This window comes from Parabacteroides sp. CT06, assembly GCF_002257605.1.
GTDB classification, from domain to species: domain Bacteria; phylum Bacteroidota; class Bacteroidia; order Bacteroidales; family Tannerellaceae; genus Parabacteroides; species Parabacteroides distasonis.
Genome location: NZ_CP022754.1, coordinates 2,047,848 through 2,062,869, shown reverse-complemented (window position 1 = coordinate 2,062,869; position 15,022 = coordinate 2,047,848). Strand labels below are relative to the sequence as shown.

The window sequence follows — 15,022 nt, the reverse complement described above, 5'->3', positions numbered from 1 at the left end:
ATAAGCAACCGCCAATCGCTATGTGGATAATCCGATTTTTTTATATAGCTTTGTCTCATTATGTATAATCAATAAATTATAAGGCAAAGATGTTTAAGAACAAAGTTGTATGGATTATCATCGCTATCGTAGCGATATTATTCTTTTGGGTGAAAGGCGTGTATAATAATATGGTAACTCAAGACGAAGGCGTGAAAACCGCATGGAGCCAAGTTGAGAACCAATATCAACGCCGTATGGATTTGATCCCGAATCTGGTAAATACGGTAAAAGGATACGCCGCGCATGAGAAAGAGACTTTAGAAGGTGTGGTCAACGCTCGTGCCGAGGCGACGAAGACTACGATTGATCCTTCTAACCTTACTGAGGAATCCTTGAAGAAATTCCAGTCTGCACAAGGAGAGTTAGGAAATGCCCTCTCCCGTTTGATGCTTGTTTTAGAGCGTTATCCAGACTTAAAAGCGAATCAAAACTTTATGGAGCTTCAAGCGCAATTGGAAGGGACCGAAAATCGTATCTCGGTAGAGCGTAAACGTTTTAACGAGGTAGCTCAGTCTTATAATACCTATATTCGCCAATTCCCGAACAATATTTTGTCCGGAATGTTCGGCTTCCAATCGAAAGCTTATTTCGCCGCTGAATCCGGTGCGGAAAAGGCTCCTAAGGTAGAATTCTAATAGCCATTCGCTGAATGAGTGAGATAAAGAATATAGGATCTAGGTGCAAGTGTCCGGTAAGCCTTTTATGGATCAGTTTATTGCTGGTTGGTTTTGCCTCTTCTATTTTCGCGGCAAAGGATTATTCGATCGAGACCATTCCGAACGTACGTCTTTCCAACCGGTTGAACCATGTCAGTAATCCGGATGGTATCATTACCCCGGATGATGCGGCACGTATCAATCAATTATTAAATGTAGTGGAAGATAGTCTCGGTATCGAGGTAGCTGTCGTTGCCGTGAATAGCATCGGGGATCAGGATGCCCGGATGTTCGCTACGGATTTATTCAAACATTGGGGATTGGGACAAAAGAGCAAGGATAATGGTTTATTGATCCAGTTGGTGACGGAACCTTCCCAACGTTCGGTCGTTTTCGAGACGGGATATGGTATCGAGGGTGTCCTCCCCGATGCGATTTGCTACCGGCTCCAGCAGCGGTATATGATGCCCGATCTAAAGGCCGGGAATTATAGCGCCGGCATGTTGAAAGGAGTCATGGCGGTTACCAAGTATTTAATGTCCAGCGACTATGAACGGGCAGGCATGACTGGCAACCGTTCTTCTTCCTCGTCCGATGATGATTTTATGTGGATATTCGTGGTGGGGATTATCGGGATGATCGGTTTCTCGGCGTTTATCGCATACTTAAAGTATCGTCCGAAGGCATGTCCCCGTTGTGGAAAGAAAACCTTTGTGTATATGGGGCAGCAGGTGATCCGGGAAGCGACTCGTTTCTCGGAAGGTCTGGCCGAAGATGTATACCGCTGTAAGAGTTGCGGGTATACAGAGAAAAAAAATCGTACCATCGACCGCATACACCGAGGAGGAGGTGGCCCTATTATTATGGGTGGCGGTGGTGGTTTCGGAGGTTTTAGCGGAGGCGGCGGTGGCGGCTCTTGGGGAGGTGGAAGCTCCGGGGGTGGCGGTTCGATCAGTCGTTTCTGAAAATACGATTATTCGCATTATTTTATACAAGCGGTCACGTAAAACCTTATGTGACCGCTTGTGTTTTCGTATCTTATTGCTCTTTCAGATAGTAGTCGGAAAGTATATCCCGTACCTTCTCGGGAGTAACCCTTCCATAGACCTTCCCGCCGATCATGACCACCGGAGCTAATCCGCAAGCACCGACACAGCGTAAGCAATCCAAGGAGAACAAACCGTCCGGTGTAGTCTCTCCTACCTTTATTTCCAATTGACGTTGCATTTCTTCCAGAACATTTTCTGCGCCACGCACGTAACAGGCCGTTCCCAGACAAACAGAGATGGGGTATTTCCCTTTGGGGGTCATCGTAAAGAATGAGTAAAAAGTAACTACGCCATATACCCTTGAGACCGGGATATTCAATTCGGCGGCGATAACCTGTTGGACTTCCGGTGGTAAATATCCGAACAAGCCTTGGGCGGCGTGCAAGATATTGATCAACTCCCCGGGATCGTTGTTGCGTTCAGCGCATATCGCATGTAGCTCCGCTACTTTTGTTTTAGGCAAATGTATCTCATTCATGGCTTATTTACTTTTTTCGGTTTCTATATACATACCGATTACTTCCTTACGATCTATGTAATGGGTATGCAGTAATTTATGGGCTTTCGGTCCGCAAGGCTCTCCCAAATACTCGCTGTATAATTGCTGGATATACGGATTCTCATGGCTCTTGCGAAGCGGTTTGTTAGCGTCTTCCCGGTAAAGAGCGGAAGCACGCCGGCGAAGTACCTCCATACGGCCTCGGTGGAACGGTTGTCCACCACCGCCGATACAGCCTCCCGGACAAGCCATCACCTCGATCGCATGATAAGGAGAGGTACCGTTCTTCACCTCCTCGATCAATTTGCGGGCATTCCCCAGACCATGAGCGATACCGATCTTTACCGGAGTCCCATTAAAATCGATCGTAGCGCTACGAATACCTTCCAGCCCGCGTAACTCCTCGAAGTCCACTTTATCCAGATTTTTCTTCGTATATAATTCATAAGCTGTACGGCAAGCGGCCTCGATAACACCGCCGGTAGTACCGAAGATCACGCTCGCTCCGGTAGATTCACCCAACGGGCTATCGAACTCACCATCCGGCAGTTCATTGAAATCTATATTCGCATAACGGATTAAACGGGCTAACTCACGGGTATAGATCGAATAATCTACATCGGGATTACCTTCCACGCTAAACTCCGGGCGGCTAGCCTCATACTTCTTCGCCAAACAAGGCATGATAGATACGACTACCAAATCCTTACGGTCCACTCCCAACTTCTCGGCGAAATAACTCTTGGCGATCGCTCCGAACATTTGCTGCGGGCTCTTGGCTGTAGATAAATTATCCCGTAACTCGGGGAAATGTTGTTCCACAAAGCTAACCCAACCCGGACAACAACTCGTCATTAACGGTATTTTCACCTCTTTGTCTCCATTTAGGTAACTACCTAGGCGATGTAATAATTCCGTACCCTCTTCCATAATGGTCAAGTCGGCGGCAAAGTCCGTATCGAATACATAATCAAAACCCAATTGACGCAAAGCTGAAACCATCTTGCCTGTAACCAATGTACCCGGCTCATACCCGAAATCACGTCCCAACGCTGTGCGAACCGCCGGCGCTGTCTGGGCGATAACAATTTTAGTAGGATCGGCCAAAGCGTCCAAGACCGGCTGTTGCGTATTACGTCCGCTAAGCGCGTTTACAGGACAGACGGATACGCATTGTCCACAATACGAACAGGTACTTCCGGCCATATCCCGTTCAAAAGCAGTCGATACGGCCGCGTTAAATCCACGGTTCACGGCAGTCAAGGCGCCAACTGTCTGTATCGTATTACACATGGTCTCACAGCGGCGGCACATGATACATTTGTTCATGTTCCGCACAATGGAAGGGGAACGGTCTATCGTAAATGTGGACATCTCTCCCTTATACCGGATCTCACGGATTCCTAAGTCATGTGCGATCTTTTGTAACTCGCAATGTCCGTTGCTGCTACATGTCAGACATTCCGCCGGATGATTCGAGAGGATCAGCTCCATCACCGTCCTACGGGCATTCATCACCCGGGGGGTATGTGTCCGTACGACCATGCCTTCCGTACATTCCATCTTACAGGATGGGGCTAGATTTCTACGTCCCTCGATCTCTACGACACAAATACGGCAAGCTCCCGGATTATTCTCGTAGTGCAAGTCCTCCAGTTTCATATAACAGAGTGTCGGGATGTGGATACCTACACTTTTTGCCGCATCTAAAATGGTGGTTCCTCTCGGCACTTCCACCTCTTTATTATCTATGATTAATTGAATTGTTTCCATGCTTATAAATAAATTTAGTGGACATAAATCGCTCCGAACTTACACTTCTCCATACAGGTACCGCAACGGATACAAGCTTGCGGATCGATAATATGAGGAATTTTCCGTCCACCTGTAATCGCATGCACCGGACAAACACGGGCACAGAGCGTACATCCTTTACATTTCTCCGGATTGATGAAATATTGAGTAAGTTCCCGGCATTGATGAGACGGACAACGATGCTCCCGGACATGCGCCAGATATTCATCGTAGAAATTATCCATCGTAGATAAAACCGGATTCGGAGAAGTCTGTCCCAAGCCGCATAAAGCGGTATCCTTAATCACCATCGCCAGATTCCTTAGACGGGTCAAATCCTCTTCGGCTCCGTTTCCACTCGTAATTTTCTGCAATATCTCATGTAAGCGTTTATTACCGATACGGCACGGTGCGCATTTACCGCAAGATTCCTCGACCGTAAAGTCCAGATAGAACTTAGCCATGGCTACCATACAATCATCCTCGTCCATGACGATCATACCTCCGGAACCCATCATGGAACCAGCGGCAAGCAAATTATCATAATCGATAGGAAGATCAAGATGCTTTTCAGTCAAGCAACCTCCTGACGGGCCACCGGTTTGCACAGCCTTAAACTTCTTTCCATCCTTGATACCTCCCCCAATTCCAAAGATAACCTCACGCAAAGTCGTACCCATAGGAACCTCGATCAGCCCCACATTGTTTACCTTTCCAGCCAAGGCGAACACCTTTGTTCCTTTGCTTTTCTCCGTTCCGATACTACTGAACCATTTAGCGCCTCTTAACAAGATCACCGGGATATTTGCGTAAGTCTCTACGTTATTTACATTGGTCGGACAACCTTTATACCCGTGTTCACTAGGGAACGGCGGCTTTACGGTAGCCTCGCCTCGCAAACCTTCCATACTGTGGATCAAAGCAGTCTCCTCTCCACAAACAAAAGCTCCGGCACCGTACCGGATCTCGATATCGAATGAGAAATCAGTCCCAAATATATTCTCGCCCAGCAATCCATATTCTTTCGCTTGCCGTATGGCGATTTTCAAACGTTCCACGGCTAGCGGATATTCGGCACGGATATATACCAAACCTTTGCTAGCTCCCGTACAATATCCATTAATCGCCATAGCCTCCACAATCGAATGCGGGTCGCCCTCCAATATGGAGCGATCCATAAAAGCGCCCGGGTCACCCTCGTCCGCATTGCAAACCACGTATTTTTGAGGTGCTTGTACCTTACGGGTAATCTGCCATTTCAAACCTGTGGGGAAACCACCGCCCCCACGACCCCGTAAACCGCTATCCATGATTTCCTTGATTACTTCCTCGGGAGTCATTTCCACAAGGGCTTTTCCTAACGCTACATAGCCGTCACGAGCGATATACTCATCGATATTCTCAGGGTTGATAAAGCCACAATTTCGAAGGGCGATTCGTAGCTGTTTCTTATAGAATCTGATATGCTTGGAGTCCGGAACCAGCTCACGGGTCTCTGGATTCATATAAAGTAACCGTTCCACTTTACGGCCTTTTACCAAATGCTCCCGTACGATCTCGTCCGCATCCGATGGTTGAACTTGTACGTAAAAAGTGTTATCGGGGATCATCTTAACCACCGGACCCTTCTCGCAGAAACCGAAGCATCCGGTACGGATCACTTGTGTATCCTCTAATCCGTATTGCTCGACGGCGGCTCTCAGATTCTCGATGATCTGCTCGCTTTGTGATGCACGGCAACCTGTGCCACCGCACACCAATATATAATTCGTGTATTGTGCCATTTATGTAAGATATTAAATTTCTTATTCGGGTTTTACGGTGGTGTAAGTTACAGGAATGATGCCGTCTACCAAGATACCCTTACGGATATACTTATCTATGATCTCTTCTACTTTTGCCTTATCAACATAACCGAATACCAACGGCTCCTGACCCGGAAGCTTGATTTCGATAGTCGGTTCCGCATAACAATAGCCCATGCATCCGGTTTGAGTTACCAACGCATCGATTTTCTGCCGGTCTAAAACCTCGATAAAATAACTCATTATCTCCTTGGCTCCGGCAGCTATACCGCAAGTGGCCATAGAAACCTTAATTTGTACGAGCTGATCAGGGGTATTGCTTTTTTCACGCAGATCCAAAGACGCACGAAGAGATTCACGCATTTTCTTGAGATCATCTAATGTCTTTACTTTGTTCATGGTCATATTCTATTATTTAAGGAAAACACCGTAATGTCATTTGCACAAACATACGGAATCTCTTTCAAATAATATCATATTTCCGTGAATTTTTCTTCGACACGTGATTGAGATATCTTGGAATTGGGAGGTACACTATGGGTGAGCCAGATGTTACCCCCGATAATAGATCCTCGGCCAATAGTGATCCGTCCTAATATGGATGCGTTGGAATAAATGGTCACATAATCCTCGATGATCGGATGACGGGGTAAATCTATCGGAAGTCCTTCCTCGTCCAGCGTAAAACTCTTAGCTCCTAACGTCACACCTTGATAAAGGCGGACATGGTTTCCGATAATGGCGGTTTGTCCCACGACAATACCCGTTCCATGATCGATACTGAAATATTCTCCGATCTGCGCCCCGGGATGAATGTCGATCCCGGTTTGCGAGTGTGCCATTTCCGTAATGATACGCGGGAGTACCGGTACGCCTAGCTCGAATAATTCATGAGCGACCCGTTGATGTAAAAGCGCGTAGACCGCCGGATAACAGAATATAATCTCACTCACGCTCTTGGCTGCCGGATCACCATCCAAGATGGCCTTTACATCGGTGGACAGTAAATATTTGATATGAGGAATCCGGTTAATAAAAGCGATCGAGATCTCGGAAGCCCGGTCCTTGGAATCACAACAACGCTCTACCTCAAAACAAAGTCCATTATATATTTGCTCTTGCAAGAGATCATAGATCTTTTCCAAATAGACTCCCGTATAATATTGGATAGAGCCTAATTGAGCCTCTTGTTCCGTACCAAAGAATCCGGGGAAGATAACCGTACGTAATAGGCGCATGATCTCATGCAACGTAGCGACTGAAGGCGATGGCTTCTGATGCAACGGGATATATTTGTATTCCGGTAGATCAGGAGCCGACAGCCGTTCTACGTTCTTCTGTATCTGTTCTAAAATCGCTGTTCTATTCATCTTTAATTATCCCAAGTAGGATCGTAACTGATTAATGAGTTAGAGGCATTGCCCAAACCGATATAGATATAATTATCCAAGACATACATGCAATGTACAGACCTGTTAGCCGCTGGTAACTGGGATTTCTGGCTCCAGTTCTGAGAGTCCGGATCATAGCGCCAAATATAACCGTCCCCGTCTACGCCATATACGTAATTACCATAAGCGATAGCACATAAAAGCATCCTTCCGGGGAACGAAGCCTCCTTTTCCCAAGCTACAGCGTTCTTGTCTGTAGACCAAAACTGTGTCGTATATTCCAAAGAAGGATCCGCTTTATTAATAATCCCCAGTCCGGCATATATACGGTCACCAATTACAACGGATATTCCGCCGTATTGTTTAATCGGGAAATTAGATTTCTTGCTCCAAACGAAAGCGCTCGGTTCATAAGTCCAGACTTCATCGATTAGTTCGTTACCTCTACGTCCACCTATGAGGAACGCCTGATCTTCCATTCTGCAACATGCCGTCCGATACATACCTTTAGGCCGTTGCTGGTCTGTTTGTACGGCGCTCCAAGAATTATCGGACGTGGAGTATACATATAAACTGTCACATATCTTTCCCGTGTTATCTAAACCACCAAAAGTCCATAGGCCAAATCCGATACTGAAACATGCTTGGCCCGATAATTTCTCAGGCTGAGACCTTAAGGGCAACCATTCTTTCTTAGAGGTCATATATCCCCAAAACTCATCGGTGTATTCCCTACCCGTGTCACCGCCTAATAAGAATCCCGTGCTATTAGCCAAGGTACAGAAAGAGGTAGATCCCGGTATCCGGAAAGCTCCCTCAAACCTTGCCCCTACTCCAAATATATCCGGAGTTTGGAAGCGAACTTCCTCTCCGTAAGCGATACCATTCTTATTTTTAGCGTAAGCTCTTAAATAATAGCTCGTGCCTCCTCTCAATTCCTTTATCGTACCCGTAAACGCTTGTGTACCGGAAGAAAGAGCTACCGCTCCTTCACAATTACCAAAGGCCGGACTAGGACTAGTTCCCCAACATACACCAGCCTCTGTAACCGGTGAGGCACCTTCGGCTAAGACCTCTCCTCCTACCCATGCGGTACCGTTTTTAATAGTAGACACCTCCTTTGTATTGACTGTAGGCAACTCACTTTCCAGAATCGTATGGATACCTTCGCCTGCGCTATAGGTAGTACCTAAAGCGTTTGTCGCATAAGCACGTACGTAATACCCTTTCTGCTGTTGCATATCATAGATTTTCCCGGCAAATTCTCCGATACCCGCTCCGCAAATAATCGTATCCCCATTTTCTATTGTCGGTGATTTATCAGTACTAAAGCAGAAACCACATGCCGTGATCGGAGAATCTCCCTCGCTTATTATTTCCATGGAGAACTCCGCATAGGTAAACTCTGTCGCTATTTTCTTGAATTTGTTATCATCTAATACAGGACGACCATTCGTAGTCTTAAAGGTCTCGACTTTCGCCCCGTTATACTCACCATATTTACTTTTTGCGTAAGCTCTAACGTAATAGGTAGTTTCCGGTTTTAAATCGGAGATCGTACAATAGAACGAATCGGCTTCCATGTCTATACGAATCGTGGAGTCAGATGCTGAAGGCTCCGGATTCAGCATTAAGTAAATACCCCTTTCCTCGATTTCGGCTTCTCCTTGTTTGGTTATCATACCTCCGCATTGAACGGAAGTAGACATCACGTTGACTGGAAATAAGGTCTTAACGCTTCCTAATCCATCTTTCGTCTTAAAAGGTAAAATCTCTCCATAAGCGGTATCTACCGCATTGATCGCATAGGCCCGGATATAGTAATCCAGATCATTGGTTAAGCCCTCGATCGTAGCCTCATATTTTACCTTACGCTTGGATACGGCTTTTTTATTTTTCTCTATCACAGTAAAGGTAGATTCCGTGCTCCAACAAAAACCGGCCTCTGTCACGGGAGCGCCGTTTTCTTGCAGGACCTCCCCCGATACTGTCACTGAACTAGCCGTGGACTTCAATATCTCGTCTGTCTTAACAGACGGTTTTTTAGCGTTTCGAATGCCACCATCTATATCCGGATCATTCACGCATCCGGCCATTAATAAAGCCGCAAATAGAATAGAGAAGAGTGAGTATATATGTTTCATAAATAATCAATATTAAAAGAATACACCTAAGCCAGCGTTTAGATCCAAGTACTTAAAATTAACCGTGTTGCATCCAACGCTAATAAATACAGAGTTCGTTATTTTCATCATCAAGTCAACCTCGGCAGCGACCCCTTTGTATGAGGAATCAATATTCCGGCACCATACCTCTCGTGTACTGTCGTAGTTTTCATAGGAATGGGTCGTGAACGAATGTAGTAAAGCTCTTTCACCATATCCCAAACCAACGGAGGCATATAACCACGGAAAGCATTTTACGATTAAACCGGCCGTTCCGGCTATACTATTTGTCTTCGAGGATTTACCTGTATTAAGCTCATAAGATTCCCCTTCCGAATTAGAGAACTTAATAATCTGCCCTTGGTTATTACATTCGTCCGTATAATTCATAAAAGACATATTCGTCTTGAAACGGACATACCAACCGAAGCGTTGCCCCATACCTCCTACCGTGATTCCATAAGGAGATTCGATCGAATACGAGTATCCCGCGAAAAACTCCATTCGTTTCTTAGGGGATACCGCCGCGGAATCTATTGGTTGGGCCGCCGGTTCCGCCGGCTTTAACAATATCTCTTGGTATTCTTTCCAATAGGTTGCTAGCTCCTCACTTTTAGGGGTTCCGATACCTTCCGAATAATAAATGATTAATTTAGAGATGGCATCCGGATCATCTTCCGTAGCTTTGACCGTCAGGCAGTTTAAACATTTATTCATCAAGCTACGCATGGAAGGCCGCATTCGCTCGTTGGAAAGCCAAATCGTAGTCAGCTGATCAATACTGTATGCGTCGCATTGCGATACGCCTTCCTCGTACCACATTTTAGCGTCACTATAATCAAGACGTTTCATCGCTTCATCTCCCTTACGGTTGTATTCCGTACGCTGTTGCGCCAGCAGTCCGAGGGGAAATACCGCACATATCATCAATATCCAAAGTCTTTTCATATAATAGGTAAATACATGTTTAGTTGTTCATAATATTACAATCAATAATAAGTAAGGCCTTCGCTAATCAATGATCCGTCAGAATTATAAATATCAAACAAATTGTCTTCCCGTTCGAATGCCCGGCCGTTATCCGCGATACCGACACTTAGGTATTTGCAAGGAATACGTTCCTCGGCTTTCGAATCGATCGCCCCGTATCTGTTATTTGACTTCTTGCGTACGATCTTATATCGTCCGAAAGCCATTTTCTCCTCATACAGGGCCTTTTTGTCCGCTATACGTTTCTCCTCGGTTTTCTCATCGCAAGCGATGATCAACCGGACTACCTCTTCCGTAAGTTTCGTATCCTTTGCCTCCGACAAATCTTTCTTAGCTCCCGAATAATCAGCTTTGGCCATTTTTTCCTTACCGGAGGCGATTAACGAGTTATATTTCTCATTCATCTCATTTTCCGATGGCTGATCCGGGAGAACATTCTCTTCTATCGTATGCTCTGTTTCCATAGGTCGTTTCTCTTCCACTTTAGGCTCTTGTTTCTCCGCTTTCTTTATCTCAGAGATAGGAGGTTCCGTATGTAGAACTGGGTGATCTGGCATTTCTACTTCTTTTGAGACATTGCTATCCGGCTCCACAGCTGAAGGTAAATCAATACTCTCGACAACCTCTTTTGTGGGCCTATTGCTATGCACTAAAAGAGCCGTAGCGGATCCTACAACGACAAATATAGCGATTCCGATAGGAATTATTTTCTTTCTGGAATTATTCTTTTCTGTTATTGGCTCCACGGCAGGTGGATTAGCCACATTGACAACAGTCTCTTCATCATCCGATCCTACTAATTTAGAATCTACAGGTGATGAATAAACCACCGTTGTTTCCTCATTCACAATCTCGGGAGATGGACTTGGGACAACCTGAACTTCCTTTTCCGCTTGAGAAAAATCCAAAGACGCCAACATCTCGCCCACCGTCTCAAAGCGATCCGCAGGAATGATTTGCATCGCTTTTATGATAACAGCCTCTGTTTTCGGGCTGATCGCCGCATTGATTTCAGAGGGGTTTCGCAAAGGACGTGCGGCACGTAGTATAGATTCTGTAGGGATTGTTCCCGTTAACAGATTATACATCGTGGCTCCCAAGGAATAAATATCCGGACGGGGCGAGAACACTTGTGTTCCTTCGTTATCGTATTGCTCTATGGATGCGAATCCTTTAGAAAGGGTTAACATCGTAGTGCTGGTCTCTTCCTGCTCGATATCGTAACGTTTGCTGACTCCGAAATCGATCAAGCGGGCGTTCCCGTTCTTATCGATCAAGATATTGCTAGGCTTGATATCCAGATGCAAGATACTCTTATCATGAACGAATTGTAACGCCTCGCCAATTTGCCGTACATATTTAAGGACCGTAGCTTCGGGCAATATCCCGTTTTTCTCAAGCATATATTTTAGCGAGAAGCCGGAAATATACTCCATGGCAATATAAGCCGTATTGTTTTCCTCGAAAACCTCCAACACGTTTACGATATAGGGATGGTGAACTTCCGATAGGATCTTTGCCTCTTTGATCAGTTTTTCCTTGAACTTGTTAAATAAGACCTTTCCCGTCTCCGAATGTACTTTTACGGCTTGGGAACCGGGTTCTCTATAACAATAATCCTTGAAGAAATATTCCTTGACACAGATAGGGACCTCCGTCTTTACGGTACCTAAAGATCCTTTAACCTCTGTGTACCAAACTCCTCTGTAGGTTATGCCAAAACCACCTTGACCAACCACATGAGTAAGTCTGTATTTTCCGTTTTGAAGAAGATGTCCGTCTGGCAGATTCATAACCTTGAATAATTCCATTTAATCTGCCAAAAGTACGTTATTTATATAAAAGAATAAAGAAAAGAGAGAATATTTTGCTTAAAACCCATGCTATCTTCCACTTTTTGAATAGTTATGATATAAAAAGAAAAATTATCCCGAGTCTTGCCGTCACAGGCTTCCATGAGAGCGTCCTTTATTTCCGGAACAGATAAACGACCATTAAATATCTCTGCAATCTTTTCATTCTTCAGTCTTTCAAGAACCCCGTCCGTACAAAGAAAGAGGAAATCGTCGGGTTGAATATCGTTCAAGGTAATAATGTCCGCTTCTGTTGGAGTATGAGTGCCTTGTATAGCCCGGATAATCACATTCCGCTGGGGGTGGGTTAACGCTTCTTCCGGAGTGATCTTACCTAATTTAACCAACGAATTTACCAATGAATGATCTTCTGTTTGATATAAAATCTCCCCCTTCCTCAGATGATAGATCCGGCTATCTCCGATATGAGCCAATACGATTCCGGAAGAAGCGATATAGGCCATGGTGAGCGTAGTAGCCATACCCATCGCTTCCGGATGCTCTTGAACATAGGAGTCGAAACAGACTTCCGCATAATGTACGGCTTTATGGATAAACTCTGGCGTGGGATCATCCTTTAGGAACGTAGAAAAGAAAGTTTGTATGGACTCGCAAGCTAATGAGCTGGCTACCTCCCCTTTCTCGGCTCCACCCACACCATCGCAAACCATAAACAATTTTTGGTCAAGGGTCACTTGTTCGGGAAGCGGGTAAATGGAATCCTCGTTATTCGATCTGCCTCCTTTTTCCGTAATAGCACATGGCTTACCGATCGTTATAATCATAACAAATGAGTTTTATTCATTAAAACGTAAGACGGTGCGACCAATAATAATCTCGTCATTATCATTGAGCACGACCACCTCGCCATTCTCTAGGTAACTGTTATTATATAACGTATGGTTTTTACTATTATTGTCGGTAAGGAAATGTTTATATCCACCTTTTGAATCTTTTTTCACCTCAATGCAAATATGCTCGCGACTCATCGTGCGATCAGCCGTGATAATTGGCATCGTAGCTTGTGAGGCGTTCGACTTCCGGCCAATGACAACCTTCCCTTCGTGAAGAGGAAACGCTTGTTCAGGTGTATCGGCGTCTGGAAGAACCGTCAGTCTGCCGATTCCAGTCTTGACAGGTGTCACTAAAATCGTATCGGAATCGACTTCCTGATGATTACTTTTCTCGGATAATAAGGACAAAGGAATAGGCTCTTTGCATTTCGGACACTTAAAGGAGGTAATGCCGAGGGGAATCTTCCCCTCGGCTACCTTTAATCCTACATGGCAATGTGGACATTTAACTGCGATCATACGATAAACGAAATATCTGCGCCATCCATATCCGTAGAGTACAGATCCATCATATCTGTATCGGAAAGCATAACCGTATCGTCCGCCAATGTTATAAAGTCTGAATGATCGAAAGACTCGATGCTACTATCGTCTATAACTATGGCGTCGCCTAGGTCGACACCTCCTCCTTCCACGTCTATTATGACAGCATCCGCTGGCATGACGTCATTGCCGTCTAAAGTTACGAATGTATATTCCTCTTCTTGCATAACCTTTGTTCCTAATATATTAATATTCCGAAAACAAAAGTACAAAAAGCAATGGATTAATAAACTTGTTATTCTCTCTTATAATCAAACATTTGGGTTTCATGTACAAAAGAGGCTGTTTTACTATACGAAAAGAAAAGGCTCATTCTCTCACCCATTTGGCCTTACAGGAAGAAACTGGGCATTGCTTTCGGTTTTTCAATGATTCCCAAGGGATCTCACCCAAGAATGTCCCACATTTCGGGCAAACATAGTCTATCTTAAATTGATTGGCGATATCCTGCAATTGCTGGGGAATCTTGGCCGACTGCTTGGCTCCTAGATAGATTCCTACCGTAGGGGCACAAATCGTTATCAGGAGGCTGATGCCGAATAGCTCCGGGCTACCTTTCCCTAAGAAGCCTATCACGACCCCCACTATTCCGGGCAAAGCAAATGGTAAGGATTGAAATAATCTGGTCTTAAACTGATTAGAGGATTGAATCTTAACTTTTGCTTGAATATAATCATCGTAGACTTTTTTCAATGCGGCAAATTCATCGCTATAATCATTATTGTATTTAAGCACCTCGGAAAGATTTAATACATAGCTATCCCCCAAGCGAATATGATCCGTAGGAGTAACACGTTTCTTTACGATCTGGGCACCATTCACGAACGTACCGTTAGTAGATCCCGTATCCTCCAATAATAAGTTGCCACCATCCTCACGTATCAGACGGGCATGATGGCGGCTTACATGAGGATCGTTTGCAATAAAATCGTTGTCTTTTGCTTTTCCTATCTTTATAATCATCGTCTTATTCCTTTTCCTCTTCCTCTTGAGGCTTTCCCATCTCCTTCTCAAGATTATCTTTCAGCACTTTCAACGGATCCTTGGATATTACCAACTCTTTAGGCTTACCCTCTTCCGTCAATAATAATAAACGCTGCTTAGGGAGATTTATTTGTAAGATATGATTTTTATTTATGATATGACTTTTTCCGACACGCATTAATATCTTGTTACAACCAGCGACCTGCTTCTCTAAGATCTCTTCTATTTTTCCGATATTTATAGCGAAGGTAAATTGGATGCCATTTGACAACAATAGTTTCGTATAGTTCCTGTCTGCTTCAAAATAAAGGATCTGACCAATCTTAATGCGCAACAACTCATCCCTTGTTTTTATAATTAAATACCGCTCCATACGTAGAAATTGTTTTTTCGTTTC

At 44.7% G+C, this 15,022-nt stretch carries 15 protein-coding genes; 2 read left to right on the top strand and 13 right to left on the bottom strand.

All coding sequences use genetic code 11. The annotated features are described in order from the left end of the window. Window positions 1–89: 89 nt before the first annotated feature. Both CI960_RS08960 and CI960_RS08955 read left to right on the top strand, forming a co-directional pair. Window positions 90–677, top strand: coding sequence for a LemA family protein (locus CI960_RS08960; RefSeq protein ID WP_005857030.1), 588 nt, complete (start codon window positions 90–92; stop codon window positions 675–677). Window positions 678–691: 14 nt separating this feature from the next. After that, complete coding sequence (locus CI960_RS08955; protein ID WP_005857032.1) at window positions 692–1,663, top strand: TPM domain-containing protein; 972 nt, start codon at window positions 692–694, stop codon at window positions 1,661–1,663. Between the two features lie 73 nt (window positions 1,664–1,736). Here CI960_RS08955 and CI960_RS08950 read toward each other — a convergent pair whose 3' ends face one another. From CI960_RS08950 to CI960_RS08890, 13 genes are all read right to left on the bottom strand, one after another. Next, complete coding sequence (locus CI960_RS08950; protein ID WP_005857033.1) at window positions 1,737–2,225, bottom strand: NAD(P)H-dependent oxidoreductase subunit E; 489 nt, start codon at window positions 2,223–2,225, stop codon at window positions 1,737–1,739. 3 nt (window positions 2,226–2,228) lie between these two features. Beyond that, window positions 2,229–4,019, bottom strand: a complete 1,791-nt coding sequence (locus tag CI960_RS08945; protein WP_005857035.1) for an NADH-dependent [FeFe] hydrogenase, group A6 — start codon at window positions 4,017–4,019, stop codon at window positions 2,229–2,231. 14 nt (window positions 4,020–4,033) lie between these two features. Beyond that, on the bottom strand, window positions 4,034–5,824 hold the full coding sequence (locus tag CI960_RS08940; protein WP_005857037.1) for an NADH-ubiquinone oxidoreductase-F iron-sulfur binding region domain-containing protein: 1,791 nt from the start codon (window positions 5,822–5,824) through the stop codon (window positions 4,034–4,036). A 21-nt stretch (window positions 5,825–5,845) separates the two neighbouring features. Further along, a complete protein-coding gene (locus tag CI960_RS08935; protein ID WP_005857039.1) occupies window positions 5,846–6,244 on the bottom strand; it encodes a ferredoxin in 399 nt (132 codons plus the stop codon). Window positions 6,245–6,318: 74 nt separating this feature from the next. Continuing rightward, a complete protein-coding gene (locus CI960_RS08930) occupies window positions 6,319–7,215 on the bottom strand; it encodes a serine O-acetyltransferase (protein WP_005857041.1) in 897 nt (298 codons plus the stop codon). A 2-nt stretch (window positions 7,216–7,217) separates the two neighbouring features. Next, window positions 7,218–9,380 carry a kelch repeat-containing protein gene (locus tag CI960_RS08925; RefSeq protein WP_005857043.1) on the bottom strand — a complete coding sequence of 721 codons (2,163 nt, stop codon included), beginning with the start codon at window positions 9,378–9,380 and terminating at the stop codon, window positions 7,218–7,220. A gap of 12 nt (window positions 9,381–9,392) precedes the next feature. Beyond that, on the bottom strand, window positions 9,393–10,349 hold the full coding sequence (locus CI960_RS08920; RefSeq protein WP_008779854.1) for a hypothetical protein: 957 nt from the start codon (window positions 10,347–10,349) through the stop codon (window positions 9,393–9,395). Window positions 10,350–10,390: 41 nt separating this feature from the next. Next, window positions 10,391–12,184, bottom strand: coding sequence for a serine/threonine-protein kinase (locus CI960_RS08915; RefSeq protein ID WP_158593295.1), 1,794 nt, complete (start codon window positions 12,182–12,184; stop codon window positions 10,391–10,393). Between the two features lie 41 nt (window positions 12,185–12,225). Continuing rightward, window positions 12,226–13,029 carry a PP2C family serine/threonine-protein phosphatase gene (locus tag CI960_RS08910; protein WP_005857050.1) on the bottom strand — a complete coding sequence of 268 codons (804 nt, stop codon included), beginning with the start codon at window positions 13,027–13,029 and terminating at the stop codon, window positions 12,226–12,228. A 12-nt stretch (window positions 13,030–13,041) separates the two neighbouring features. After that, the gene (locus tag CI960_RS08905; protein WP_005857052.1) at window positions 13,042–13,557 is read right to left on the bottom strand and encodes an FHA domain-containing protein; all 516 of its coding nucleotides are present in this window, start codon (window positions 13,555–13,557) and stop codon (window positions 13,042–13,044) included. Further along, window positions 13,554–13,808, bottom strand: coding sequence for a hypothetical protein (locus CI960_RS08900; RefSeq protein ID WP_005857054.1), 255 nt, complete (start codon window positions 13,806–13,808; stop codon window positions 13,554–13,556). Before CI960_RS08900 ends, CI960_RS08905 begins: the two co-directional genes overlap by 4 nt. Before the next feature lie 142 nt (window positions 13,809–13,950). Then, complete coding sequence (locus tag CI960_RS08895) at window positions 13,951–14,604, bottom strand: FHA domain-containing protein (RefSeq protein WP_005857056.1); 654 nt, start codon at window positions 14,602–14,604, stop codon at window positions 13,951–13,953. A 4-nt stretch (window positions 14,605–14,608) separates the two neighbouring features. Then, entirely contained in the window at window positions 14,609–14,998 is a 390-nt protein-coding gene (locus CI960_RS08890) for a LytTR family DNA-binding domain-containing protein (protein ID WP_005857058.1), read from the bottom strand. Between the last annotated feature and the right edge of the window lie 24 nt (window positions 14,999–15,022).

Excerpts from the sequence above, each read along its gene's own strand:
- CI960_RS08905 (WP_005857052.1), bottom strand. The coding sequence starts at position 13,557 with ATGATCGCAGTTAAATGTCCACATTGCCATGTAGGATTAAAGGTAGCC.
- CI960_RS08920 (WP_008779854.1), bottom strand. The coding sequence starts at position 10,349 with ATGAAAAGACTTTGGATATTGATGATATGTGCGGTATTTCCCCTCGGA.
- CI960_RS08915 (WP_158593295.1), bottom strand. The coding sequence starts at position 12,184 with ATGAATCTGCCAGACGGACATCTTCTTCAAAACGGAAAATACAGACTT.
- CI960_RS08910 (WP_005857050.1), bottom strand. The coding sequence starts at position 13,029 with ATGATTATAACGATCGGTAAGCCATGTGCTATTACGGAAAAAGGAGGC.
- CI960_RS08935 (WP_005857039.1), bottom strand. The coding sequence starts at position 6,244 with ATGAACAAAGTAAAGACATTAGATGATCTCAAGAAAATGCGTGAATCT.
- CI960_RS08960 (WP_005857030.1), top strand. The coding sequence starts at position 90 with ATGTTTAAGAACAAAGTTGTATGGATTATCATCGCTATCGTAGCGATA.
- CI960_RS08945 (WP_005857035.1), bottom strand. The coding sequence starts at position 4,019 with ATGGAAACAATTCAATTAATCATAGATAATAAAGAGGTGGAAGTGCCG.
- CI960_RS08895 (WP_005857056.1), bottom strand. The coding sequence starts at position 14,604 with ATGATTATAAAGATAGGAAAAGCAAAAGACAACGATTTTATTGCAAAC.
- CI960_RS08950 (WP_005857033.1), bottom strand. The coding sequence starts at position 2,225 with ATGAATGAGATACATTTGCCTAAAACAAAAGTAGCGGAGCTACATGCG.
- CI960_RS08925 (WP_005857043.1), bottom strand. The coding sequence starts at position 9,380 with ATGAAACATATATACTCACTCTTCTCTATTCTATTTGCGGCTTTATTA.
- CI960_RS08940 (WP_005857037.1), bottom strand. The coding sequence starts at position 5,824 with ATGGCACAATACACGAATTATATATTGGTGTGCGGTGGCACAGGTTGC.
- CI960_RS08900 (WP_005857054.1), bottom strand. The coding sequence starts at position 13,808 with ATGCAAGAAGAGGAATATACATTCGTAACTTTAGACGGCAATGACGTC.
- CI960_RS08930 (WP_005857041.1), bottom strand. The coding sequence starts at position 7,215 with ATGAATAGAACAGCGATTTTAGAACAGATACAGAAGAACGTAGAACGG.
- CI960_RS08890 (WP_005857058.1), bottom strand. The coding sequence starts at position 14,998 with ATGGAGCGGTATTTAATTATAAAAACAAGGGATGAGTTGTTGCGCATT.
- CI960_RS08955 (WP_005857032.1), top strand. The coding sequence starts at position 692 with ATGAGTGAGATAAAGAATATAGGATCTAGGTGCAAGTGTCCGGTAAGC.